The following is a 21,084-nucleotide window of genomic DNA, read 5'->3' as shown; positions in this document are numbered from 1 at the left end:
GTCCGCCAGACTCAACTGACCCAGAACACGATCCGCCATCCCGAATCTCCCTGCTTCGACCATCATCACAGAATCACCGATCGGCTTCTGTGCAAAGGTCTCCCAAGGGGAGAAGGAAGAAGAGGCGCCAGCAACACCCCTCAGAACTCGATCCCCTGCTGCGCCTTCACGCCGGCGGAGAAGTGGTGCTTGGTCACGCCCATCTCGGTGACCAGATCGGCCGCCTCGACCAATACCGGTTTGGCGTTGCGGCCGGTGACGACGACATGCAGGCCTTCGCGACGCGCCTTCAGCGCCGCGACCACCTTTTCGAGATCGAGATAGTCGTAGCGCAGCGCGATGTTCAGCTCGTCGAGCACCACGAGGCTGATCGACGGCTCGGCCATCAGCTCCAGCGCTTTCGCCCAGGCAGCCTCGGCCGCCGCGATGTCGCGCTTCAGGTCCTGTGTCTCCCAGGTAAAGCCCTCGCCCATGGCGTGCCAGACGACACGGTCGCCGAAGGCGGCAAAGGCATCTTTCTCGCCGGTGTGCCATTTGCCCTTGATGAACTGAACGACGCCGACGCGCTTGCCATAGCCGAGCATCCTGAGCGCCAGCCCAAAGGCGGCCGTGGTCTTGCCCTTGCCCGGTCCGGTGTTGACGATCAGCAGCCCCTTCTCGACCGTCTTGGCCGCGACCTCGGCGTCCTGCACCGCCTTGCGCTTGGCCATCTTGGCGCGGTGGCGTTCCTCGTCCTTGGGATCGATAGTATCAGCCATGTCATTTCACCTTGAGCGGCAGCCCCGCCACCATCAAAAGCACGGTGCCGGCAACAGCCGCGACGTCCTGGTTCAGCCGGCCGGCGGCGTCGCGAAACCGTCTTGCCAGCGCATTGTCCGGCACGATGCCCTGGCCGACCTCGTTGGACACCACGAACCACGGCCCACGCGGCCGCGACAGCACATCGGCCAGCCTCCGGCATTCGGCCTCGACATCATGGTCGGCCAGCATATGGTTGGTCAGCCACAGCGTCAGGCAGTCGATCAGCACCGGCTGGCCGTCAGGCAGCGCTCCGATCGCGCCGGCAAGGTCGAGCGGCGCATCGATGGTCGTCCAGCCGGCGCCCCGGCGCGAGCGGTGCAGCGCGATGCGCTGGCGCATCTCGTCGTCATAGGCTTGCGCCGTGGCGATATAGCTCCAAGGCAGCGGGCCGACCGTCACCAGGCTCTCGGCATGCGCGCTCTTGGCGGCGCCCCCACCGCCGATGACCAGGGTCAGTGCCCCGGCAGCGCGGTCAGGCAAAGCTGTCGCGCAGGCTGGTCGCCGTGCCGGTGAAGCGTCCGCGCACCACGCCGACGACCGCGCCGAGCACCAGCCAGAACACCAGATTGGTCAGCGTCACCGCCACCACGAACTGGTGGTGCAGGCCTTCCGGGATCGCCGTCTCGAAGCTATCGGGCTGCGGCGCGCCGACGATATGCGGCGCAACGATCAACGCCACGGCAAGAGCCACCAGCGGCAGCGATCTGCGGAAGACGATAAGGCCGAGACCGGCCGCTGTCGCCACCACTGTTGCCCACCACCATAACTGGCGTTGGACAAGGTCGGCCGCCGGCATCGCCGGCAGTTCCGGCGGCAGGCCGAGGCCCGGCGCCAGCGTGAATGCGGCAAAGCCGGCCAGCCCCCAGAACAGGCCCTGGCGCCAATTGCCGATGCCGCCGGCGAATTCCGAAACCGCAACCAGGACCAGCGCAAAGCCGATGCCGGTGACGATATTGGCAACGACGCTGAAGCCGAAGCGTTCGAAACCGTCCGCCGGCGCCCAGCCTTCGTCTTCCGCCGGAGCCATTGCTTCAGCCGGTGCCGGCGCGGCGCTGCTCATAGCCGTCATGCCCGCGGCGTTTTCAGCCGGTGTCGCAGGTGCCGCGGCATGGTCATGGCCGCCGCCGGCCTGTTCGTAGACTTCCGCCTTTAGGATGAGCGGCACCGTGGCATAGGCTTGCATGCAGGCGAGAGCCACGCCGGCCACAAGCCCTGCGATCGCCGCGATGAACACGACGTTGCGAAACAGTGTCATGATGTCAGCCCCTTGTTAGTGGCAGGGAAAGCCCATCGAATGGCGATAGTCGTGCGCGGCATTGTGGACCGCATCGATATGCGAGAAGCCGACAAAGCCCATGACGAAAATGCCGAGGAATGCAGCAAGCGCCAGCTGCATGAGACGCGACTGCGAGGAGGCGGAAGCGCCGAGCGAAACGGAAGCGGTATTCATGTCTTGTCCTTTCGCCCTCCACCCGAGGGCATAGAAGTCAGTTTCCTGTCGCCGGCAGGTCTCCTGGCTCGCGGATCAGCGCCCTTCCCCACCTTCCCGAAGGCGAACCTTCAGTGGCATATGGAGAGGACTACCGCACACAGTTGCGGGGGCAGCCACGGCATTGGGCAAACAACTTGCCCTCACCGCATTCCCTCTTGGTTCCAAACGGAACCGACGACATCAGCGACTATAGGCAGAATCGCCGCGCCCGGCAAACCAAATTCCGCCGGATCGTGTGGCGAATGCGCCGCCTCGCCAAGCCCGGTCGGCCGGCGCCGCGATTGACAATTTTCGCAGCCGGGTGTCGGCTGGCGGATGGGGAGGAAGCCGGCATGCAACCCAGCCCGAATGAGCGCGGTCCCTACAACGGCCTGACGCGGGCCGAGCCGACGCTGCCGTCATCAGCCTATTGGGACATCGCGGCCTATCAGCGCGATCTCGAGGCCATCTGGTATCGCAACTGGCTGCTCGTCTGCCGCGAGGCCGACCTTGCCCAGCCGCTGGCTTTCAGGACGTTCCGCATAGGCACGCAGGAGGTCGTCGTGCTGCGCGACGAGACCGGCGAGTTGCGCGCCTTCCACAACACCTGCCGGCATCGCGGCTCGCAGCTTTGCCAGCAGAGCGAAGGACGGCTGAAGGCGCGGTTCATCACCTGCCCATACCATGCCTGGTCCTATTCGCTGCACGGCGATCTGGTGCGCGTGCCGTCGAAATCGCTGCCGGACGGCTTCGACAAGGCCGATCATCCGCTCTACCGGGTCGCGCTTTCGGTGTGGCGCGGTTTTGTCTTCGTCAATCTGGCGGAAGACGCTGCCGGCTCGGCTGAAACATCCTTCGATCCGGCATCCGGCAGCCTCGCCAACTGGCCGTTGGAAACGCTGCTGAGCGGCCATGTGCTGCGCAAGGTGATAAACTGCAACTGGAAGGTATTTTGGGAAAATTTCAACGAGTGCCTGCACTGCCCCGGCGTCCACAAGGACCTGTCGCGGCTGGTGCCGATCTATGGCCGCGGCCTGATGGGCCGGCACGACGACCCCGAATGGGCGCGCCACGCCGACAATGACGCGCCGGAATTTGCCGGCGGCTTGCGGGCCGGGGCCGAAACTTGGTCGCGCGACGGGCGCGTCCACGGCTCGGTCTTTTCCGGCCTGACGCCGGGCGAGCGTGCCGCCGGGCAGACCTATGCCACCAGCATGCCGTCGATGTTCGTCGTCGGCCATGTCGACTATGTCAGGACCGTGCGGCTGGTGCCGCTTGGGCCGGAGCAGACCGAACTTACCGCCGAATGGCTTTTTTCGCCCGAAGCGCTCGCCGATCCGGCCGCGGATATCGACAACATCGTCGCCTTCGGTACCCAGGTGCTGGAGGAGGATGCTGATATCTGCGAGGTCAACCAGATGGGCCTGCGCTCGATGCGCCACAAGGCCGGCGTACTGATGCCCGAGGAATACGACTTGCACCGCTTCCACAACTGGGTGCGCGAGCGCCATGCGGCGCTCGAACATCAAAGCGATTTGGGCAGATAGCGCCAGGTGACGAAGCCTCAGGCCGCCGCCAGCAGGCCGAGTGTCGCGAAAACCGCGCCCAGTCCGAAAAACGCCAGCACGCCGGCCAAAGGCTTTCCGGCTTTGGCCTAAAGCAGCTCTGATGCCGACCGGTACCAACGCGACGCAAGGCCCTGCTTCTTTTGACGGTGGCAACCGTGATAGTCGTCTTGCCGGGGCTGAACCAAGACAGCGAGACCATGAGCATCGACACGCCGACCGCAGCCGTTCAGGATCAACCGAAGTCGAAGCGCATCGCCGCTATCGACATTGCACGCGGCATCGCTTTGCTTGCCATGGCGAGCTATCATTTCACCTGGGACCTCGAATTCTTCGGCTACACCGATCCCGGCCTCACCGCCTTCGGCTGGTGGAAAATCTACGCGCGCTGCATCGCCTCGAGCTTCCTGTTCCTGGTCGGCATCAGCCTCTATCTCGCCCATGGCAAGAAAATCCGCTGGACCGGCTTCTGGAAGCGCTTCGCCATGGTTGCCGGGGCAGCGCTCGCAATATCGCTGGTCACCCGCATCGCCACGCCCGACGGCTTCATCTTCTTCGGCATATTGCACGAGATCGCGCTCGCCAGCCTGCTCGGCCTGGCGTTCCTGCGCCTCCCGGCGCTGCTGACGCTTGCCGTGGCGGCCCTCGTTATCGCTGCGCCTTTCTACCTGCGATCCGAGCTTTTCGATCATCCGGCTTTGTGGTGGGTCGGCCTGTCGGCGACCAACCCGCGCTCCAACGACTACGTTCCGCTGCTGCCCTGGTTCGGCGCCGTACTTGCCGGCATCGCGGTTACCAAGCTCGCCGCCACCTCCGGCGCGCTGACGCGGCTGTCGGCCTTGGCGCCCGGCCGCTGGGCAAATCCGCTGGTCTTCATCGGCCGGCACAGCCTTGCCTTCTATCTGATCCATCAGCCGGTGCTGATCGGCTCGGTCTGGCTGTTTTCGCAATTCATGCCGGCGCAGGCCGAAACCAGGGAGGTGAGTTTTCTGAAATCCTGCCAGATATCCTGCGAGCAGGCACGCGACACCGAGTTCTGCTCCAGCTATTGTGCCTGCATGCTGGACACTCTCCAGGGCGAAGCCTCGCTTGACCGGCTCTACAGCAACGACCAGTCCCCGGAGTGGAAGGCGCATATTGGCGAGCTCGCCGGCACCTGCACCGCCCAAACCGAGGCGGCGGAACCGGGAACGCGCTAATCGAGGGAGGACAATAATGAGCGACAGTCACCCGAAACCCGTGCAGCAAAATCCTGGGCAGCCGAGGCTGGGGCACATCCCATGGCCGCCGCTGATCTATATCGCCGCCATCATCGTCAGCGTCGCGCTAGGGCTGTTCTATCCGCTACCGTGGATCGGCGATCTTCTCGGCGACATCCTGTTCGCCGCCGGCCTTGTGGGGTTGGTGGCGGTTGCCGCGCTCTGGTTCACGGCAATCCGCACCATGATCCGCGCCAAGACGACGCTCAACCCGAACGGCGTGCCTGACCATCTGGTGACTACCGGACCCTTCGCCGTCAGCCGCAACCCGATCTACCTCGCCAACACGCTGCTGCTGGTCAGCCTCGCCTTTGTCACTGGGATCGCCTGGTTCCTGCCGCTGGCGGTCATCGCGGCGTTCCTGACGCAGAAGCTGACGATCGAGAGCGAGGAGAAGGTGCTGACGGCCAAATTCGGCAAGAAATACCGGGACTACGCCAAAAGGGTGCGGCGCTGGATTTGAGCCGGCGCTGACGCCACGCTCATGTGGTGACGCCGAGTTCCACCAGCCGCTCGACGCAGGATTCCTCTGCCTGATCGAGCTCGGCCAGCGTCTCTTCGAGGTCGCGGCGTTTCTGGCGCAAATCCTCGCGCTTTTCCTCGATGCGCTTGATCATCAATTTGAGTTGGCCGACCTCGCCGGGCGGCTCCCTGTACATCTGGATGATTTCGCGGATCTCGTTGATCGAGAAGCCGAGCCTCTTGCCGCGCATGATCTGGCGGATGAGATGCCGGTCCGACGGACGAAACAGCCGAGTGCGGCCGCGTCTTACTGGCTGCACCAGCCCTTCGTCCTCATAGAAGCGCAACGTCCGCGTCGACACGTCGAATTCGCGGGTCAGCTCCGTGATTGAATAATATTCCCGCATCGTCACTCCAATGCCCCGGCCACGCCGCGAGTTCCAACTGGCCGGCGCCGCCGGCGCCCAGGCGCGTACCAGAATCGGCGGACAAGGCACCTTCAAAGCCTCGCATGGCATTTACGTAAAAGTCAATTGAGGTGACGTTCAGCGCACGCCGAACCACCATGTGGCGAGCCCGAGAAAGGCAAAGAAACCGACGACATCGGTGACCGTGGTGACGAAAACCGCCGAAGCCACAGCCGGATCGATCTTGAAGCGGTCGAGCAGCAGCGGGATAAGGATGCCCGCCAGAGCCGCCACGAACATATTGATGATCATCGCGGCCGCAATGATGCCGCCGAGATTGCGATCGTGGAACCAGGCAGCAGCGACGAGGCCGATCAGGATGGCAAAGATGATGCCGTTGATGAAGCCCACCCCGATTTCGCGGCGGATGATGCGGCCGGCATTGTAGATGTCGAGGTCCCTGGTCGCCAGCGCCCGCACCGTGACCGTCATGGTCTGCGAGCCGGCATTGCCGCCCATGCCGGCGACGATCGGCATCAGCACCGCCAGCGCCACGATATGCTCGATGGTGCGGTCGAACAGGCCGATCACCGAGGCCGCCAGGAAAGCCGTCAAAAGATTGACCAGCAGCCAGGGCACGCGCGAGCGCGAGGTCGAAAAGATGCTGTCCGAGAGTTCTTCGTCGCCGACGCCGCCCATGCGCAGCAGATCTTCCTCGGCCTCCTGCTGGATGACGTCGACGACGTCGTCGATGGTCAGCACGCCGACCAGCCGCTCGTTCTCGTCGACGACGGCGGCAGACAGAAGATCGTATTGTTCGAATTCGCGTGCCGCCTCCTCCTGGTCCATGGTGGCCGGGATGGCATGCCTGGTCTCATGCATGACCTCTTCGACCTTGACCGAGCGCTTGGTACGCAGGATCTGGTCGAGGTCGATGGCGCCGAGCAGCTTGAAGCTCGGATCGATGACGAAGATCTGGCTGAAACGGTCGGGAAGATTGTTGTCCTCGCGCATGTAGTCGATGGTCTGGCCGATCGTCCAGAACGGCGGCACCGCGACGAACTCCGTCTGCATGCGGCGGCCGGCGGTCTCTTCGGGATAGTCAAGCGAACGCCGCAGCCTGATCCGCTCGGTGAACGGCAGCTGCGACAGGATCTCGTCCTGGTCCTCCTGGTCGAGGTCTTCGAGAATGTAGACCGCGTCGTCGGAATCGAGATCCTGCACCGCCTGGGCGATCTGCGCATTGGGCAGACTGTCGACGATGTCGCGGCGGATCGCCTCGTCAACCTCGGTCAGCGCGGAAAAATCGAAATCCTTGCCCAGCAATTCGACCAGCGCGCGTCGCTGTTCCGGGTGCAGGGCCTCGAGCAGGTGGCCGAGTTCCGACTGGTGCAGATCGTCGACTTCACGCTTCAGCGTCAGCGTATCGCGATCGGCGATCGCGGCACCGATCTGGGCGAGGAACGACGACAGGATGACGCCGTCCTCGTCATAGATGTCGGCGCGGCGCTCCTCGGCTGCCCTGGCGCCGGTCATCTGTTCGTCCTGGCCTTCCACCAGCGCCTCCCGCCATCGGATTTCCGGATAAGGTGCCTGTCAGGTCTAACGCATGACCCTGACAATCGGAATCGATTTTGCGAAAGGACCATGCACAACGACAAATTGCTACAGCGCCGTTCGCGCGTCCAAACGACGCGGCGCATACCGGATGGTAGGAGGAGAGGACGTTCTACAAACCTGCGGCGCTGCAAACCTTCGCGGCGGCAGGTAAAGGGCAGCGTATCCCCCCCGGTCAACCAGATGGGCAGATCGACACTGATTCAAAAACGGCGAGGCCGACAGTGCGAGGGCCTCGCTGGTATTGGACTGGAAGGCTTCCCGATCAGGCGGCGTGGCGCTTGGCCTCAGCCGCATAGCGGTCCAGGAGACCGCTCCAGCCACCCTCGGATTCGAAGGCCTCGCGCATCGCCTCTGCGGTTTCGCCCATGTTCTCCAGAAGCCTGTGCTCGAGTTCCACACGCGTCGCGTTCTCGCCGAGCGCGACAAAGCGGATCTCGACTTCGGTCAGCAATGCCGGATCGTAGCGCCAGCCGGCTCCAATGCGCCAGGCGAGCGTCAGCCTGGACGGCGGATCCCAGGCGAGAACCTCGCCCCAATCGCATTGTGACCCATCCTCGCCGATCTCGTACCAGCGGCCGCCGGCTTTCGGTTCGATCACCGCGGTCGTCAGGGCGGATTTGCCGATCGAGTGCGAAGCCGGCCACCAGCGCCCGAATCCTGTGGTGAACACATCGAATGCCTTGTCGAGCGGCACCTCCACCGTCACCGACTTCCTGACCGGCGCGAGCTTGATCATGGTCGTCATTTCCTCTTCTCCTTGCTGTTGTCGACTTCCCGTTTGAAGGCGTCGAGCGCATCGCCCCACATGCGGTCGAGCCAGGCACGCATCTCGCCGAGCCCATGCGGGTCGAGATGATAGATGTTGCTGGCACCCTTCGGCTCTGCGCGGACCAGCCGGGCTTCCTTCAAAACCTTGAGGTGCTGCGATACCGCCGGCTGCGAGACCGGAAGCACTCGCGTCAGATCGATGACCGAGCGTGGCCGATCGGCGATGAGCTCGAACACCTTGCGGCGCGTCGGATCGGCCAAGGCCACCATTCCTGCGTAATCATAAACCATAACTTATGATAAGCTAAAACTTATGATATGTCAACCGAAGGCGTGGCGGGCCCGTGTTTAAGCAACCGGCCGGCTCGAGGCTCTGGGGCAATTCCTTGACGCGGGGGCATGGACAGCAATGCGGATGCAAGATTGCTCAGGGAATCAATCCACCGCATGCGGGCCAGCCGGCAAATGTCGACCACCGGGGAAAAGTAAACCTGGCGGCAAGGTTTTTACCTTATCGGTGTATGTGTCTCTCCGGCGAAACGTTAAGAACGGGTAAATTGGTTTGGCCCTAACCACGGAAGCCTCTCGCTACAGGCCCTCCGCCATATGGCAATTGCGCCTCTCCTTGTTCATGGCGACATACGTTTTAGGCGCATCTGCACTATATCCAGAAGTATTCTATACGTCAGCTTTAATCTATTCTCACAAGTTTCTTGTTGGCATTCCGGTGTTGTTTATCGGGGGCGTCTGCTGTACCGCGCTAATCCATGGCCGGCGGCAACCGGTTCGCTACGCACTGGATTTGGTTCAAGGGCGCTGGCGCGGTTGTCTGCTGGTGCTGTTGTTCTTCTTTGCCAGCTTGACCGCGTTCTCTACCTACAAGATCGCCATCCCGTCCGTCGTCCCATACTATGCCGACAACTGGTTGGCCGATGCTGATGAATGGCTGCACGGGATGCCGCCATGGGAGATCGTCCATAAGCTCGACAGCAACAATTGGTCGTTCGTCGTCTTCAACAGCTATGAAGTCATTTGGTTTTACCAGTGGTTCGGCACCATCCTTTTCGTGTCGCTCTGGTCGGACGAGATTGCCCGCATCCGCTATCTCTGCGCAGCAGCGCTGACGTTGTCCGTCCTCGGAACGGTCTTGGCCCTGGCGCTGGCATCGGTCGGACCGGTTTACTACCACCACTTTGTCGGCGTGGATCGCTTCCACGGATTGAATGCGGCCCTGGACAGGCTGGACCATAGTTACATGGTGCGGGAACCCGCGGCATATCTCCTGATGGCTTACCAAAGCGGCCGGGCAAGTCTTGGCGGCGGCATCTCGGCCATGCCAAGCATGCATGTCGCCTTTGCCGCATTGAACGCCTATTTGCTGTCATCGATCAATCGCTGGCTTGGCGTTCTGGGTTGGACCTTTGCAGCCCTGATCCTGTACGGATCGGTGTTCACTGGCTGGCACTATGCCGTGGACGGCTACGCATCGATCGTTGTTGTATCGGTGATCTGGTGGGCGACCGGACGCCTGGTGCGCGAATAGTTATGTGCGCTTTTCGATAGATGGCCATGCCCGCCGATGCCCACTTCGCATAAGCCAAACTCGCGACCGCAATCAGGCAAACAGCACGTGCCCCGACAAGGACGCTCCCTGCCGTGCTCGAATTCAACGGGCAAGAGATTCCGCTTTCGAATTTAATGGTGCGGTCGAGATGCAGCGCCGCAACGCCTCCCGCGTTGATTTTAAAGCATTTTTCCACGATTCCGTGGCGATTTGTATTGAGGGTGGTTCGGCAGCGGCAAAGCATGTAGTTCCAGCCAGCCACCATCGGCAGGCAGCTGGCAGCCTTGCCATCACATCCTCCTCCTGACGAACACCTAGTCTAATACGGTCAACCGTTAGGCGCCGCGCCGCGCCGCTCGAGCGCGGTCTTGCGGATGATTTCCGCGATCTCCGGGCTGCTGCTGCACAGCATCTGGAAATCCGCCGAGTGTAGCGACAGGAGTGAGACCACCGTTGTGGCGCTGACGGTCGCCGAGCGCGGTTCGCCGGTGATCAGCGCCATCTCGCCGAAGAAGGCGCCAGGGCCCAGATCCACCGGGTTCGGCGTCGCGACGCTGACGCGCCCCTCCACGACGAAGAACATCTGATCACCGGCCTCGCCATTGCGGCAGATCACAGCGCCCGCCGGCACGATGCGAGGTCGTAATGCGCGCACGATCTCGACTAGTGTGGCCGGGCCGAGCTTCTGAAACAACGGCACGGCGGCGACCAATTGCCAATTGCGGACGAAATCCTCGCGACGGACTTCTTGATAAAAGCCGGTGGCAAGAATGCCAGCCCAGAGCGCGAAGATGCCGATGCCACTCATCATGACCGCCCCGGCAAGGACGCGGCCGGCGAAGCTTTCCGGAATAGCGTCGCCATAGCCGGTGGTGGACAGCGTGACCACCGCCCACCACATTGCCTGGGGGATGCTGCCGAACTGTTGCGGTTGGACGTCGCGCTCGATGACATAGGCTGCGAGCGCAAAACCGAAAAGAACGATGCCGAAGACGGTGGCGACGCCGATCAGGTTGCGCGCTTCGTTGGTCAGGATTCTGCCCAGCAGCGGGAAGAAAGTTGAATCGCGCAGCGGTTTCAGCAGCCAGACAGCACAGTAGAGGCTCCAGTCGGGCGTGCCGACGAGCAGAAATGCGGCGAGTGGAACCAAAACCGCGAGCACATCAATGGCGATTGCCGGCGTCCTGTCCCGAACGTCTCCCGCCCGGCGCTTGAGCAGTTTCTCGGCCAATTCCAGGAGATAGACGCCCCAAATGACCGCGAGCACGGCAGCCAAAGCCAGTCTGCTTCGTCCGGACAGGTCCGGTGTCGTGAGCGTAGCCACCCCCACAAGCCCAGTCGCAGCCAGCACCGCGTTGAGCGGCGCGTAAATTCTTAAGAAAGGCAGTACCGACATTCTATGCCCACGAGCGGATACTACCCTCCAGAATAGGATGCCTTCAAGGCAAGCGCAAAGGTGCTTATTTTCGCTGCGATCGTCGCTGGACCATAAGGCCATGAACCATCCGATCAGGGTCGAGATCGAGCTGCCCCTCGACGGATGTGTGGCATAAACGACCTCACTTGATTGGCATGGATTTGCCGTGTCACCGTTGGCGGTCGAGGGGCCGCCCCGCGCGATCGAGCATCCGATCGATCTTGCTCGCCATGATGAAATCGTTCTCGTGCAGTCCTTTGATCTTCTTGGTGCTCAGGGAAACCGTCACATAACCCCAGCCGAAGCTGATGTCGGGGTGATGGCCCTCGGTTTCGGCGAGCTCACCGATCTCCTGAACAAGGGTGAGCGCGTCCCGGAAATTGCGGCATCGAAAGCTCCGCTGGATGCGGTCGGCATCGTCGCCCAGCTCCCAATCAGGAGCCTGTGCCTGGAAGCGTTGGGCTTCATCACGCGTGAGCGGCGGGACGCCGCCGCGACAAGGCGTACATGTTTTCTCGGCAAGAGTGTCGGTCATGTTCTTGTCTCCAAGACCATTTTTAGCAGCAAATACGACAGCGACGAGCCTATCGATCGATCTCCCCGAACACGATGTCGAGCGAACCGATGATCGCCGAGATATCGGCTCGCATGTGCCCGCGTCGCTGGCCTTCCGTCGTCCTGGCTATAGTTTCAGGCGCCGCTCAGTAGTCCATTCCGCCCATTCCGCCCATACCTCCCGCGCCACCCATAGCGGGCGAAACCTTCTGCGGAATGTCCGCGATCATTGCTTCAGCGGTGATCAGGAGCGCGGCAATCGAGCCGGCATCCTGCAGGGCCGTCCGAACGACCTTGGCGGGGTCGACGATACCGGCCTTGATCATGTCGACATAGACTTCGTTCTGGGCGTCGAAGCCCTGATTGTGATCCTTGCTGTCGGAGAGCTTGCCGACGACGATCGAACCTTCAACGCCGGAATTCTCGGCAATCTGGCGGATCGGCGCTTCAAGTGCTCTCAGCACAATCGAAATACCTGCCGTCATGTCAGCATTCGCGCCAGTAAGCTCAGTCAAAGCTGCCTTGGCGCGCAAAAGCGCAACACCGCCGCCGGCAACGATGCCTTCTTCCACGGCTGCACGAGTGGCGTTCAGCGCATCATCGATGCGGTCCTTCTTTTCCTTGACTTCCGTCTCGGTCGCGCCGCCGACGCGAATGACGGCAACGCCGCCAGCCAGCTTGGCGAGACGTTCCTGGAGTTTCTCCTTGTCGTAATCCGAGGACGTTTCCTCGATCTGCAACTTGATCTGCTGGACGCGCGCCTGGATGGTGGCTTTCTCGCCGGCGCCGTCGATGATCGTCGTCGTATCCTTCTCGATGAGCACGCGCTTAGCCCGCCCGAGCATGTCGATCGTGACGTTCTCGAGTTTGATGCCGAGATCCTCGGAAATCATCTGGCCGGCGGTGAGCACGGCAATGTCTTCCAGCATCGCCTTGCGCCGGTCACCGAAGCCTGGCGCCTTGACGGCTGCGACCTTGAGGCCGCCGCGCAGCTTGTTGACGACCAGCGTTGCTAGCGCCTCGCCTTCGACGTCTTCCGAGATGATCAGCAGCGGCTTACCGCTTTGCACCACAGCTTCGAGGATCGGCAGCAACGCCTGCAAATTGCCGAGCTTCTTCTCATGGATGAGAACGTAAGGGTCCTCCAGCTCCGCGCGCATCTTCTCGGCATCGGTGACGAAATAGGGCGAGAGATAGCCACGGTCGAACTGCATGCCTTCGACGACATCGAGTTCGGTTTCGGCTGTCTTGGCTTCTTCGACGGTGATCACGCCCTCATTGCCGACCTTGTTCATCGCCTTGGCGATCATGGCGCCGACCGACGCGTCGCCATTGGCGGCGATCGTACCAACCTGGGCGATCTCGTCCGAAGATTTGACTTTCCTGGCCCTGGCTTGAATGTCCTTCACCACAGCAGCCACAGCAAGATCGATGCCGCGCTTGAGATCCATCGGGTTCATGCCCGCGGCAACGAATTTGGCACCTTCGCGCAGGATGGAAGCGGCCAGCACCGTGGCTGTCGTCGTGCCGTCGCCGGCGAGGTCGTTGGTCTTCGAGGCCACTTCGCGCACCATCTGGGCGCCCATGTTCTCGAACTTGTCGGCAAGCTCGATTTCCTTGGCGACGGCGACACCATCCTTGGTGATGCGCGGCGCGCCATAGGCCTTGTCGATGACGACATTGCGGCCTTTGGGGCCGAGCGTCACCTTGACGGCGTTGTTCAGAATTTCGACGCCGCGAAGCATCCGGTCGCGGGCATCGGTAGCGAATTTGATTTCCTTGGCAGACATGATTTACGTCCAGTTCAGTCTTGAAATTGCGGGATCGGAAATCGCCCGGTCAGGCGGCTTTCTTGGCCGCTTTGATCTTCTCGACGATGCCCAAAATGTCGCTCTCCTTCATGATCAGGAGGTCCTCGCCGTCGATCTTGACCTCGGTGCCGGACCATTGGCCGAACAGGATGAGATCGCCGGCCTTGACGTCGAGCGGGATCAGCTTGCCGCTCTCGTCACGCGAGCCCGGGCCCACGGCGATCACTTCGCCTTCCTGAGGCTTTTCCTTGGCGGTGTCGGGAATAATGATCCCGCCCTTGGATTTGGTATCGCCTTCCGCGCGCCGAATGACGACGCGGTCGTGGAGTGGCCGGAATTTCATTGGGGGTTCTTTCTGCCGCCGCACATAGAGCGACTGCAACACTTAACATAGCCCCTTTGGCACTCGAATGATAGGAGTGCCAAATTTTTAATTCCTCAAACCGAAAATATTTGAAATGAAATCAGTCGTTTTTACCGGCGCTTTTGGCCGTCCGAAAGGCGGAGCCATAAGCAATTTTATTGTAATTCATCCCTCTTAATTTTGCCGACAACAGACTATATTAATCCGCAATTACGAGACAAACCTATCGAGCCTTGATTGAATGTGCATCGAGAGATATATACAGTTCGCGAAAATTTGGCACGATTTGGCTTTCCCGGTCCCGATCGACATAGGTCCGCGACCTTCGACCCACCATGAAGCACCGAATTTTCGACAGCGAATGTATAGCGCTTATCCGGCGCGCATGTCGCTCTGTTCGAGCCTTTGAACCACGGCGCTGACCACGGAAGTACTGGCAGCATTGGGATCTTTCCGGGTCGGATGGAAAAGATGCAGGAGGGGCGTCGGCGTGCTCCTGCGGAAAGCCGCACCCCCTCATGCAACGCAGCCTCCCCGCGTGGGGAGCGCTTGCCCGCGCTACGGCGGCGGCTTTCCATGCGAGCCGCTTCAAAAATGATGCTGCGAAACGGCTCCGGCTTTATCCGACGAACGCCTCACGCATCCGAGCGAACATGCCGGGCTGTCTCCCGGCAATCGCCGCACGGATGTGACGGGCGGCCGTTACGGCGCTCACCGTCGCGCCGAAATGACAATAGCAGATGATCTCATGCAATTGCCTGTCGGTCAGTTCGAAGAACCGCTTCGCTTCGCCGTAGTTGTCGCTTTCCAACCCGGCGGCGCGGAGGACAGGATCCTCGAAAGCGACTGAGATCGGCGAGCCGTCGCCGCGCATGGCCCCGCGTGACCTAACCGGCTGATACTCGGTTTGGTGTAGCGTCGAGAGTCGCCGGTCAGGGTTCCGTTCAAGGAGCTCCGCCCAGCGTTCAAGACGTTCGCTGCGCGACATGGCCTGGCGCAGGTAGTCCTGATCGATCTCGGCGACGATCTGCAGTTGCTCAAGCGTCTGGTGCTTCATTTTAGCCTCCTATTCGGACGATAGTTGGCCCACCCATATCCTTCTTATACCTGCGGCCAGCGTGACTCCGACCGATCGTGAAGTCCAATCACGATGATGCTGGGAGGGCTTCCCCCCACAAAAATGCGGAGGCTTCGCAAAGATCCGGCCATTAATTTGGCGAACGCGGTCAAATGCGCGGCTGTTCGACGATGTCGGTCTGGAGTCCGTGCCGATCGAGGTGATCGACGGGCAGAGTCTGTGCTAGAGTAGCCCGGCTCCATCGCTGGCCGGGCAGCGGGATCAAGCGAGTGGCAGTTTAGCTTCGAAACCGCCGTAATTCTGAACGCGCACAATGCGAAGAGACGCAAGGCCGCGAGCCTGCAACAGACGTTCGCTACGCGGTTCTTGACGGCTTGAGGTATGTTCAACCTTGGCGCTGACTTTTCCGAACCGAAGCCGCAGCTACGACGAGGCCGGACAATACCTCCATTTTCTCGGCTACGATGGCATGTTTGAAATGCCGTTCTTGATTGAGATTGAAGCGCTCGCGAACGCAAAACCGGAAGCAGCCACAGCCGAAGCGGGTTATTTGGCGACCTTCGATGCATCAAGGGACTCCATTCGTGATGTCGCGCGGAAAGCTTCCTCCCACGGCCGCAAGAACGTGTACCAGCCCAGAAGACCTCGACGCTTCGAACGGCGGACGAGCAAAGCGTTCCCCGTAAGGGATCGGCTTATCCCTGCGACCGCGGAGTTGTGCGGTTTCGACATGGTTGGCGACTACGTCCTTGTCCCCGTCGATTAGAGGATTATCCTTGACACGTTTGGGCGAGGCGATCGCCCATGGAGGTTGTCATGGCAGACGACAAGTCAAAGCGTGGTCCGCAAGACAGAGCACGGGTCGACGGTGGCGAAGACTATGAAGTCGGGTACCTCATGAAGAAGCACCATCTCGAACGGGCTGATGCCCTCAGGCTGGTAAAAAAGTATGGAAACAACCGCGCAAAGATCGAAGAGGAACTCTTTGCCCGAAAGGTTTGATCGCGTATTCCCGTGAGGCTGGCATAGAGCCAAGCACGCCTGAGTGTGACCAGGCTGCAGGCATAATCATGGCGCTTTTCAGCAACGGCATCGGCACTGCTGAGGAATTGAAGGCAGCGCTCCAGTTCCGTTTGGAGAGTGAGTTGCGACGGCACGGTCAACGCCTATCCCGCCTAGCTGAGAACCGCTCTAGATCGTAATTGTACATCGAATTCCAAGTGGAGGTCGCGTTAGATGCAAAACGCGAGCCTCTGAAGAAAACCATTGTCCAATTAAGGCAGTGGGTTTGGAGGCTGTATGAAAGGGGTCGTTGTTTGGCGCTATTTCACTGGCATGCCGTGTCAGAAGCACGCGGGCCTCCGGGGAGTAACATGCTGCTGAGGCTGGACCAGATCGACAAATTCTACCCCACTGGCGAAGGGCCGTTGCATGTTCTGCACGGGATCGATCTTTCGCTGGAGGCGGGCAAGAGCCTTGCGCTGACCGGCGAGTCTGGCAGCGGCAAGAGCACGCTTTTGCACCTCGTTGCAGGGCTCGACAGCCCTGATGCGGGAGAAATCCACCTTGGCGGTACCAATATTGTGGGGCTGAACGATACGGCCCTTGCCGCCCTGCGGCGGGGAACAGTCGGACTTGTGTTCCAGCAGTTCAACCTGATCCCTTCGCTTGATGTGGCAGCCAACCTTGCCTTTCAGGCTCGACTTGCCGGCCGTCCTGATCCGGCGTGGCTGAAGGTCCTTGCTGAACGGCTGGGCCTGGCCAAGGTCCTAACGCGCTACCCTGAACAGCTGTCGAGTGGGCAACAACAGCGGGTGGCGATTGGGCGGACCCTAGCCGTTCGGCCCCGGCTGGTTTTGGCCGATGAGCCCACGGGCAATCTCGATGAGGCAACAGGGGACGCTGTACTCGATCTTATGCTGTCGCTGGTGGCTGAAACGGGTGCCGCCCTGTTAATGGTTACCCATTCCAACCGTCTGGCAAACCGGCTGAACGCCCACGTTCACCTGCACGCGGGACGGCTGGCTTGATGGTGTGGACCGGGTTGTCAGCGCTCTTGTCGCATTGGCGCAGGCGGCCTGTCCAACTGGCGATGCTGCTTTTGGGGCTATCGCTGGCAACGGCGTTGTGGTCAGCGATTCAGGCGATCAACGGTGAGGCGCGGGCGAGCTATGACCGTGCAGCGGCGATCCTTGGGCAGGACCGGCTCGCGCAACTGGTGCGTGAGGACGGGACCCGGATGGATCAACAGGTGTTTGTGAGACTGCGGCGAGCAGGCTGGCTGGCTTCGCCGGTGATTGAAGGTGAAATGCGGTTTGGGGATGTGCGGTTGCGCGTCCTCGGCATTGACCCACTGACTTTGCCGCCGCAGGCGCAGCAGGTGGATGTTGCAGTGGGTGATGAGCTATTGCCGTTCATCACGGCGCCCGGGGTGCTCTATGCAACTCCGGAAACCGCGGCACGACTAACCGAGCAAGCAACACCTCCCGTGCGCGTGGCCGAGGGTTTGCCGCCTGGCACAGTCCTCACCGACATCGGGCAGGCGCAGGTCTTGCTTGGGGCAAAGGACAAGATCTCTCGTCTTTTGCTCTGGCCGGACCAACCGATTGGCCGTGCCCCTCTAGAGGTGACAGCCCCCGGCCTGACCCTGCGCGAGCCGAGTGAAACGGGGGATCTTGCCAGGCTGACCGACAGTTTTCACCTGAACCTGACGGCTTTCGGTTTTCTTGCCTTTGCGGTGGGGCTCTTCATCGTGCATTCCGCCATCGGTCTGGCTTTTGAACAGCGCCGCCCGGTGTTTCGCACGCTGCGCGCACTGGGCTTGCCGGCCCGCGTGCTGGTCCTTTTGCTGATCGCCGAGCTGCTGATCTTCGCCCTCCTCGCGGGATTGGTGGGCGTGGCACTTGGCTATGTAGTCGCCTCGGCCCTTTTGCCCGACGTCGCCGCCACCCTGCGCGGACTTTACGGGGCCGATGTGCCGGGAACGCTGTCGATCCGCCCCGCAGTGTGGGCAGCGGGGCTGGCGATCGCGGTAATCGGCACGCTGGTAGCGGCCGCACAAAGCCTCTGGCGGCTATGGCACCTGCCGCTGCTTGCGCCGGCCCAGCCTCGGGCCTGGGCGCGGGCTTCGGAGCGGGCCCTGCGCGCGCAAGGCGTGGCTGCGATGGTGCTCCTGTTGACGGCGGCGGGAATTGCACACTTCGGATCCGGCCTCGAGGCGGGCTTTGCGCTTCTGGCGGCACTGCTGTTGGGGGCGGCACTGGCGCTGCCGCTCGTGCTGACGGGGATATTGCACCTTGGCGGCCGCTTGGCGCGTGGACCATTGGCTGAATGGTTTTGGGCCGACACGCGTCAACAGCTTCCCGGCCTGTCATTGGCGCTAATGGCACTGCTGCTTGCGCTGGCCGTCAATGTGGGCGTCAGCACGATGGTGTCGAGCTTTCGGCTGACCTTCACCGGCTGGCTCGATCAGCGTCTCGCCTCAGAGCTTTACGTGACCGCCCGCACCGAAGCAGAGGCCACGGCGATACGCGACTGGCTGGCCCAGCGCAGCGACGCGGTCCTGCCGATCTGGAGCATTGAGGGCCGGGTCGCAGGCCAGCCCGCGGCAATATACGGCGTGGCCGATCATGGCACCTATCGCGACAACTGGCCGATCCTCTCTGCAGTGCCAGGGGTGTGGGACCGGATCGCCACAGGCGACGGCGCCCTGATCAACGAACAACTGGCGCGGCGCCAGGAGTTGGGCTTAGGGGACCAGATCACGCTGCCCGGTGGCTGGCGGGCCAGCATCGTCGGCGTCTATGCCGACTATGGCAACCCGATCGGCCAAGTGATCATCGGGATCGACACACTGCTCCAGCACTATCCTGACGTCTCCCGCCTGCGCTATGCCATTCGGATTGCCCCCGGCAAGGCCGAAGCACTGGCTGCGGGTTTGCGGGCGGAATTCGGGCTGCCCGCGCAGAACGTGATTGACCAGGCCGGGATCAAGGTCTTTTCGCTCAAAGTGTTTGAGCGCACATTCAGAGTGACAGCCGCGCTGAATGTGCTGACGCTGGGAGTCGCGGGGCTGGCGATGTTTGCGAGCCTCATGACCCTGTCGGGGATGCGCCTACCGCAACTGGCGCCGGTCTGGGCCATGGGTCTGCCCCGCCGCCACCTCGTATGGCTGGAGCTTTGGCGCGGCTTGTTGTTGGCAGCCTTGACCATGCTGGCCGCTCTGCCTGTAGGTATCGGGCTCGCCTTTGTTCTACTGGCGGTGGTGAATGTGGAGGCTTTTGGCTGGCGTCTGCCGATGCACCTTTTTCCCGGTGACTGGGCGCGGCTGGCGGCGCTCGCGTTGCTGGCGGCCGGACTTGCAGCCGCCGTGCCTGCCTGGCGGCTGGCGCGTCTTTCGCCATCGGATTTGCTGAAGGTATTTGCACATGAGCGTTAGAGCATTGCTGATCTACATGAGCTTGGCCGCACCTGCCTTTGGCCAGGGTTTTGCTGGGCTTGGCACAGAGGCTGACGGGTTTTCAGTGCCGCAGCCGGGGACTGCATTCAACTTTCCGGCAGACCACGGCCCGCACCCCGGTTACCGGATCGAATGGTGGTATTTGACGGCCAACCTGCAAGCTGCGGATGGAGCGGACTATGGCGTGCAATGGACTCTTTTCCGATCCGCCCTGGCCCCGGTGGAGCGGTCCGGCTGGTCCAGTCCGCAGCTTTGGATGGGCCATGCCGGGCTGACGACGCGAACGCACCAATTCGTGGCCGAACGGCTGGCACGGGGCGGCATCGGCCAGGCGGGGGTTTCGGCTGCACCCTTTGCGGCCTGGATTGACAACTGGCAGATGGCAGGTCGGGCCCTGCCAGAGGCGGATGCGCTGTCGGCGCTCGATCTGCACGCGGCGGGACAGGCGTTTTCCTACGAACTGGCACTGGACGCCAAAGGCCCTCTGGTGCCGCAGGGAGTGCAGGGCTACTCGGTGAAATCCGAGAAGGGGCAGGCGAGCTATTACTACTCGCAACCATTCTACCACGTGACCGGTACACTGACCCTTCCGGCGGGCGTGATCGCGGTGTCCGGTCAGGCGTGGTTGGACCACGAATGGTCCTCGCAGCCGCTGGCTGAGGATCAGACCGGGTGGGACTGGTTCTCCTTGCATTTCGACAGCGGCGAAAAGATGATGGGCTTTCGCCTGCGCGACGGAGGCGCGGGCTTTACATCGGCCACATGGATCAAGGCCGACGGCAGGCCGCAGCCGCAGGCCCCCGGCGCGCTAAGGGTGACGCCGCTCGAAACGGCGGCAGTCGCGGGACGTAGCGTGCCGATCCGCTGGAGGGTGCAATTGCCGGAAAACGGAGTGGATGTGACCATCCGGACGCTAAACCCAGAAGCCTGGATGGACACACGCTCTCCCTATTGGGAAGGCCCGATCCGATTTGAGGGCACCCATGCCGGGCGCGGCTATCTCGAGATGACAGGCTATGAGTGACTGGAGGACACTGCTCAATCGCGAGATCGCGACGGTTGGCGAATTGCCGAAAATGGAGAAGGTTAGTTTCCAGCGCCCTTCCCTCTACCACCACCTCAAACCCACTATCTCAGGTAATGGCTCTGGCGATGTAGCGGTCCTGCGCCGCCACCTACCACTACATGGCTCCGAATTGCGGATCGATGTTGCGTGGCCGGAGATGGGCGCGCATCCGCGTAGTGCAGAGTTGCCGCGAGCGTGTTTTCCGATTTCTACGTCGAAGCACCACCGCTGCACGCGTCAATCTTGTCGGTGTCGATCTCCATGCCAAGCAGTCTAACACGCGAAACGGCGTCTGCCGCGGTCCACACCGGATGGTTACGCTGCACGGCGCATTCTGCCGATGATTGAGGTTCATGAAGGCCTTCCCGCAAAATATGCGCCTTAATGCCCGGCCTCACGGCCTCACGCAATCCAGAC

At 61.8% G+C, this 21,084-nt stretch carries 22 protein-coding genes, 1 pseudogene and 1 riboswitch; of the genes and pseudogenes, 9 read left to right on the top strand and 14 right to left on the bottom strand.

The window, feature by feature from the left end:
* Nucleotides 1–140: 140 nt before the first annotated feature.
* Genes cobO through NKI29_RS30130 form a run of 4 tightly spaced genes read right to left on the bottom strand, consistent with a single transcriptional unit; the run spans nucleotide 141 to nucleotide 2,251 of the window.
* On the bottom strand, nucleotides 141–758 hold the full coding sequence (cobO, locus tag NKI29_RS30145; RefSeq protein ID WP_352568974.1) for a cob(I)yrinic acid a,c-diamide adenosyltransferase: 618 nt from the start codon (nucleotides 756–758) through the stop codon (nucleotides 141–143).
* A gap of 1 nt (nucleotide 759) precedes the next feature.
* Nucleotides 760–1,281, bottom strand: a complete 522-nt coding sequence (gene cobU, locus NKI29_RS30140; RefSeq protein ID WP_352798302.1) for a bifunctional adenosylcobinamide kinase/adenosylcobinamide-phosphate guanylyltransferase — start codon at nucleotides 1,279–1,281, stop codon at nucleotides 760–762.
* A complete protein-coding gene (locus tag NKI29_RS30135) occupies nucleotides 1,274–2,056 on the bottom strand; it encodes a CbtA family protein (protein WP_023676560.1) in 783 nt (260 codons plus the stop codon). The genes cobU and NKI29_RS30135 overlap by 8 nt, the downstream gene beginning before the upstream one ends.
* A gap of 15 nt (nucleotides 2,057–2,071) precedes the next feature.
* Nucleotides 2,072–2,251 (bottom strand): CbtB domain-containing protein, encoded by a 180-nt coding sequence (locus NKI29_RS30130; protein WP_023676561.1) that lies wholly within the window; start codon nucleotides 2,249–2,251, stop codon nucleotides 2,072–2,074.
* 36 nt (nucleotides 2,252–2,287) lie between these two features.
* Nucleotides 2,288–2,484, bottom strand: a riboswitch (cobalamin riboswitch).
* Nucleotides 2,485–2,625: 141 nt separating this feature from the next.
* On the opposite strand from NKI29_RS30130, the gene NKI29_RS30125 reads away from it, so the two are divergent.
* The 3 genes from NKI29_RS30125 (at nucleotide 2,626) to NKI29_RS30115 (ending at nucleotide 5,559) form a co-directional block, all read left to right on the top strand.
* Nucleotides 2,626–3,819: an aromatic ring-hydroxylating oxygenase subunit alpha gene (locus NKI29_RS30125; protein ID WP_352798301.1), complete on the top strand. Its 1,194-nt coding sequence runs from the start codon at nucleotides 2,626–2,628 to the stop codon at nucleotides 3,817–3,819.
* Nucleotides 3,820–4,037: 218 nt separating this feature from the next.
* Nucleotides 4,038–5,036 (top strand): heparan-alpha-glucosaminide N-acetyltransferase, encoded by a 999-nt coding sequence (locus NKI29_RS30120; protein ID WP_352587581.1) that lies wholly within the window; start codon nucleotides 4,038–4,040, stop codon nucleotides 5,034–5,036.
* Nucleotides 5,037–5,052: 16 nt separating this feature from the next.
* Nucleotides 5,053–5,559: a methyltransferase family protein gene (locus NKI29_RS30115; RefSeq protein WP_352587579.1), complete on the top strand. Its 507-nt coding sequence runs from the start codon at nucleotides 5,053–5,055 to the stop codon at nucleotides 5,557–5,559.
* 19 nt (nucleotides 5,560–5,578) lie between these two features.
* Here the strand turns inward: NKI29_RS30115 and NKI29_RS30110 are convergent, their stop codons facing one another.
* The 4 genes from NKI29_RS30110 to NKI29_RS30095 form a co-directional block, all read right to left on the bottom strand.
* Nucleotides 5,579–5,965, bottom strand: coding sequence for a MerR family transcriptional regulator (locus NKI29_RS30110; protein ID WP_023676566.1), 387 nt, complete (start codon nucleotides 5,963–5,965; stop codon nucleotides 5,579–5,581).
* Between the two features lie 138 nt (nucleotides 5,966–6,103).
* Nucleotides 6,104–7,501 (bottom strand): magnesium transporter, encoded by a 1,398-nt coding sequence (gene mgtE / locus NKI29_RS30105; protein ID WP_502894205.1) that lies wholly within the window; start codon nucleotides 7,499–7,501, stop codon nucleotides 6,104–6,106.
* Nucleotides 7,502–7,847: 346 nt separating this feature from the next.
* Nucleotides 7,848–8,330, bottom strand: a complete 483-nt coding sequence (locus NKI29_RS30100; protein WP_352798299.1) for an SRPBCC family protein — start codon at nucleotides 8,328–8,330, stop codon at nucleotides 7,848–7,850.
* On the bottom strand, nucleotides 8,327–8,644 hold the full coding sequence (locus tag NKI29_RS30095) for an ArsR/SmtB family transcription factor (protein ID WP_023720727.1): 318 nt from the start codon (nucleotides 8,642–8,644) through the stop codon (nucleotides 8,327–8,329). Before NKI29_RS30095 ends, NKI29_RS30100 begins: the two co-directional genes overlap by 4 nt.
* A gap of 340 nt (nucleotides 8,645–8,984) precedes the next feature.
* Here NKI29_RS30095 and NKI29_RS30090 point away from each other — a divergent pair, with 340 nt between their 5' ends.
* Complete coding sequence (locus NKI29_RS30090; protein ID WP_352569002.1) at nucleotides 8,985–9,896, top strand: phosphatase PAP2 family protein; 912 nt, start codon at nucleotides 8,985–8,987, stop codon at nucleotides 9,894–9,896.
* A gap of 349 nt (nucleotides 9,897–10,245) precedes the next feature.
* On the opposite strand, the gene NKI29_RS30085 is transcribed toward NKI29_RS30090, so the two are convergent.
* The 6 genes and pseudogenes from NKI29_RS30085 to NKI29_RS30060 form a co-directional block, all read right to left on the bottom strand.
* Nucleotides 10,246–11,313 carry a cyclic nucleotide-gated potassium channel gene (locus NKI29_RS30085; RefSeq protein WP_352798297.1) on the bottom strand — a complete coding sequence of 356 codons (1,068 nt, stop codon included), beginning with the start codon at nucleotides 11,311–11,313 and terminating at the stop codon, nucleotides 10,246–10,248.
* Nucleotides 11,314–11,503: 190 nt separating this feature from the next.
* Nucleotides 11,504–11,869 (bottom strand): 4a-hydroxytetrahydrobiopterin dehydratase, encoded by a 366-nt coding sequence (locus NKI29_RS30080; protein WP_352798296.1) that lies wholly within the window; start codon nucleotides 11,867–11,869, stop codon nucleotides 11,504–11,506.
* A gap of 49 nt (nucleotides 11,870–11,918) precedes the next feature.
* Nucleotides 11,919–11,993, bottom strand: a pseudogene (locus NKI29_RS30075) (NADH-quinone oxidoreductase subunit D-related protein); the annotation flags it as partial.
* A gap of 42 nt (nucleotides 11,994–12,035) precedes the next feature.
* Nucleotides 12,036–13,679: a chaperonin GroEL gene (groL, locus tag NKI29_RS30070; protein WP_352458343.1), complete on the bottom strand. Its 1,644-nt coding sequence runs from the start codon at nucleotides 13,677–13,679 to the stop codon at nucleotides 12,036–12,038.
* 49 nt (nucleotides 13,680–13,728) lie between these two features.
* Nucleotides 13,729–14,043, bottom strand: coding sequence for a co-chaperone GroES (locus NKI29_RS30065; RefSeq protein ID WP_023676575.1), 315 nt, complete (start codon nucleotides 14,041–14,043; stop codon nucleotides 13,729–13,731).
* Between the two features lie 640 nt (nucleotides 14,044–14,683).
* Complete coding sequence (locus tag NKI29_RS30060; protein WP_352458344.1) at nucleotides 14,684–15,121, bottom strand: hypothetical protein; 438 nt, start codon at nucleotides 15,119–15,121, stop codon at nucleotides 14,684–14,686.
* Nucleotides 15,122–15,533: 412 nt separating this feature from the next.
* Here NKI29_RS30060 and NKI29_RS30055 point away from each other — a divergent pair, with 412 nt between their 5' ends.
* From NKI29_RS30055 to NKI29_RS30035, 5 genes are all read left to right on the top strand, one after another.
* Nucleotides 15,534–15,908: a DUF1488 family protein gene (locus tag NKI29_RS30055; protein WP_023676577.1), complete on the top strand. Its 375-nt coding sequence runs from the start codon at nucleotides 15,534–15,536 to the stop codon at nucleotides 15,906–15,908.
* A 50-nt stretch (nucleotides 15,909–15,958) separates the two neighbouring features.
* Entirely contained in the window at nucleotides 15,959–16,144 is a 186-nt protein-coding gene (locus tag NKI29_RS30050) for a DUF3606 domain-containing protein (protein ID WP_023676578.1), read from the top strand.
* Nucleotides 16,145–16,515: 371 nt separating this feature from the next.
* Nucleotides 16,516–17,172, top strand: a complete 657-nt coding sequence (locus NKI29_RS30045) for an ABC transporter ATP-binding protein (protein ID WP_031211739.1) — start codon at nucleotides 16,516–16,518, stop codon at nucleotides 17,170–17,172.
* Complete coding sequence (locus NKI29_RS30040; RefSeq protein ID WP_352724782.1) at nucleotides 17,172–19,580, top strand: ABC transporter permease; 2,409 nt, start codon at nucleotides 17,172–17,174, stop codon at nucleotides 19,578–19,580. The genes NKI29_RS30045 and NKI29_RS30040 overlap by 1 nt, the downstream gene beginning before the upstream one ends.
* Nucleotides 19,570–20,625: a lipocalin-like domain-containing protein gene (locus NKI29_RS30035; RefSeq protein WP_352568983.1), complete on the top strand. Its 1,056-nt coding sequence runs from the start codon at nucleotides 19,570–19,572 to the stop codon at nucleotides 20,623–20,625. The genes NKI29_RS30040 and NKI29_RS30035 overlap by 11 nt, the downstream gene beginning before the upstream one ends.
* The last annotated feature ends 459 nt before the right edge of the window (nucleotides 20,626–21,084 follow it).

This window comes from Mesorhizobium sp. M0678 (genome assembly GCF_040320505.1).
Classification (GTDB): Bacteria; Pseudomonadota; Alphaproteobacteria; order Rhizobiales; family Rhizobiaceae; genus Mesorhizobium.
Note: the sequence above shows the minus strand (reverse complement) of the source record. Positions and strands in the feature narration are given on the sequence as shown.

Excerpts from the sequence above, each read along its gene's own strand:
- cobO (WP_352568974.1), bottom strand. The coding sequence starts at position 758 with ATGGCTGATACTATCGATCCCAAGGACGAGGAACGCCACCGCGCCAAG.
- NKI29_RS30135 (WP_023676560.1), bottom strand. The coding sequence starts at position 2,056 with ATGACACTGTTTCGCAACGTCGTGTTCATCGCGGCGATCGCAGGGCTT.
- NKI29_RS30130 (WP_023676561.1), bottom strand. The coding sequence starts at position 2,251 with ATGAATACCGCTTCCGTTTCGCTCGGCGCTTCCGCCTCCTCGCAGTCG.
- NKI29_RS30125 (WP_352798301.1), top strand. The coding sequence starts at position 2,626 with ATGCAACCCAGCCCGAATGAGCGCGGTCCCTACAACGGCCTGACGCGG.
- NKI29_RS30120 (WP_352587581.1), top strand. The coding sequence starts at position 4,038 with ATGAGCATCGACACGCCGACCGCAGCCGTTCAGGATCAACCGAAGTCG.
- NKI29_RS30115 (WP_352587579.1), top strand. The coding sequence starts at position 5,053 with ATGAGCGACAGTCACCCGAAACCCGTGCAGCAAAATCCTGGGCAGCCG.
- NKI29_RS30110 (WP_023676566.1), bottom strand. The coding sequence starts at position 5,965 with ATGCGGGAATATTATTCAATCACGGAGCTGACCCGCGAATTCGACGTG.
- mgtE (WP_502894205.1), bottom strand. The coding sequence starts at position 7,501 with ATGACCGGCGCCAGGGCAGCCGAGGAGCGCCGCGCCGACATCTATGAC.
- NKI29_RS30100 (WP_352798299.1), bottom strand. The coding sequence starts at position 8,330 with ATGACGACCATGATCAAGCTCGCGCCGGTCAGGAAGTCGGTGACGGTG.
- NKI29_RS30095 (WP_023720727.1), bottom strand. The coding sequence starts at position 8,644 with ATGGTTTATGATTACGCAGGAATGGTGGCCTTGGCCGATCCGACGCGC.
- NKI29_RS30090 (WP_352569002.1), top strand. The coding sequence starts at position 8,985 with ATGGCGACATACGTTTTAGGCGCATCTGCACTATATCCAGAAGTATTC.
- NKI29_RS30085 (WP_352798297.1), bottom strand. The coding sequence starts at position 11,313 with ATGTCGGTACTGCCTTTCTTAAGAATTTACGCGCCGCTCAACGCGGTG.
- NKI29_RS30080 (WP_352798296.1), bottom strand. The coding sequence starts at position 11,869 with ATGACCGACACTCTTGCCGAGAAAACATGTACGCCTTGTCGCGGCGGC.
- groL (WP_352458343.1), bottom strand. The coding sequence starts at position 13,679 with ATGTCTGCCAAGGAAATCAAATTCGCTACCGATGCCCGCGACCGGATG.
- NKI29_RS30065 (WP_023676575.1), bottom strand. The coding sequence starts at position 14,043 with ATGAAATTCCGGCCACTCCACGACCGCGTCGTCATTCGGCGCGCGGAA.
- NKI29_RS30060 (WP_352458344.1), bottom strand. The coding sequence starts at position 15,121 with ATGAAGCACCAGACGCTTGAGCAACTGCAGATCGTCGCCGAGATCGAT.
- NKI29_RS30050 (WP_023676578.1), top strand. The coding sequence starts at position 15,959 with ATGGCAGACGACAAGTCAAAGCGTGGTCCGCAAGACAGAGCACGGGTC.
- NKI29_RS30045 (WP_031211739.1), top strand. The coding sequence starts at position 16,516 with ATGCTGCTGAGGCTGGACCAGATCGACAAATTCTACCCCACTGGCGAA.
- NKI29_RS30040 (WP_352724782.1), top strand. The coding sequence starts at position 17,172 with ATGGTGTGGACCGGGTTGTCAGCGCTCTTGTCGCATTGGCGCAGGCGG.
- NKI29_RS30035 (WP_352568983.1), top strand. The coding sequence starts at position 19,570 with ATGAGCGTTAGAGCATTGCTGATCTACATGAGCTTGGCCGCACCTGCC.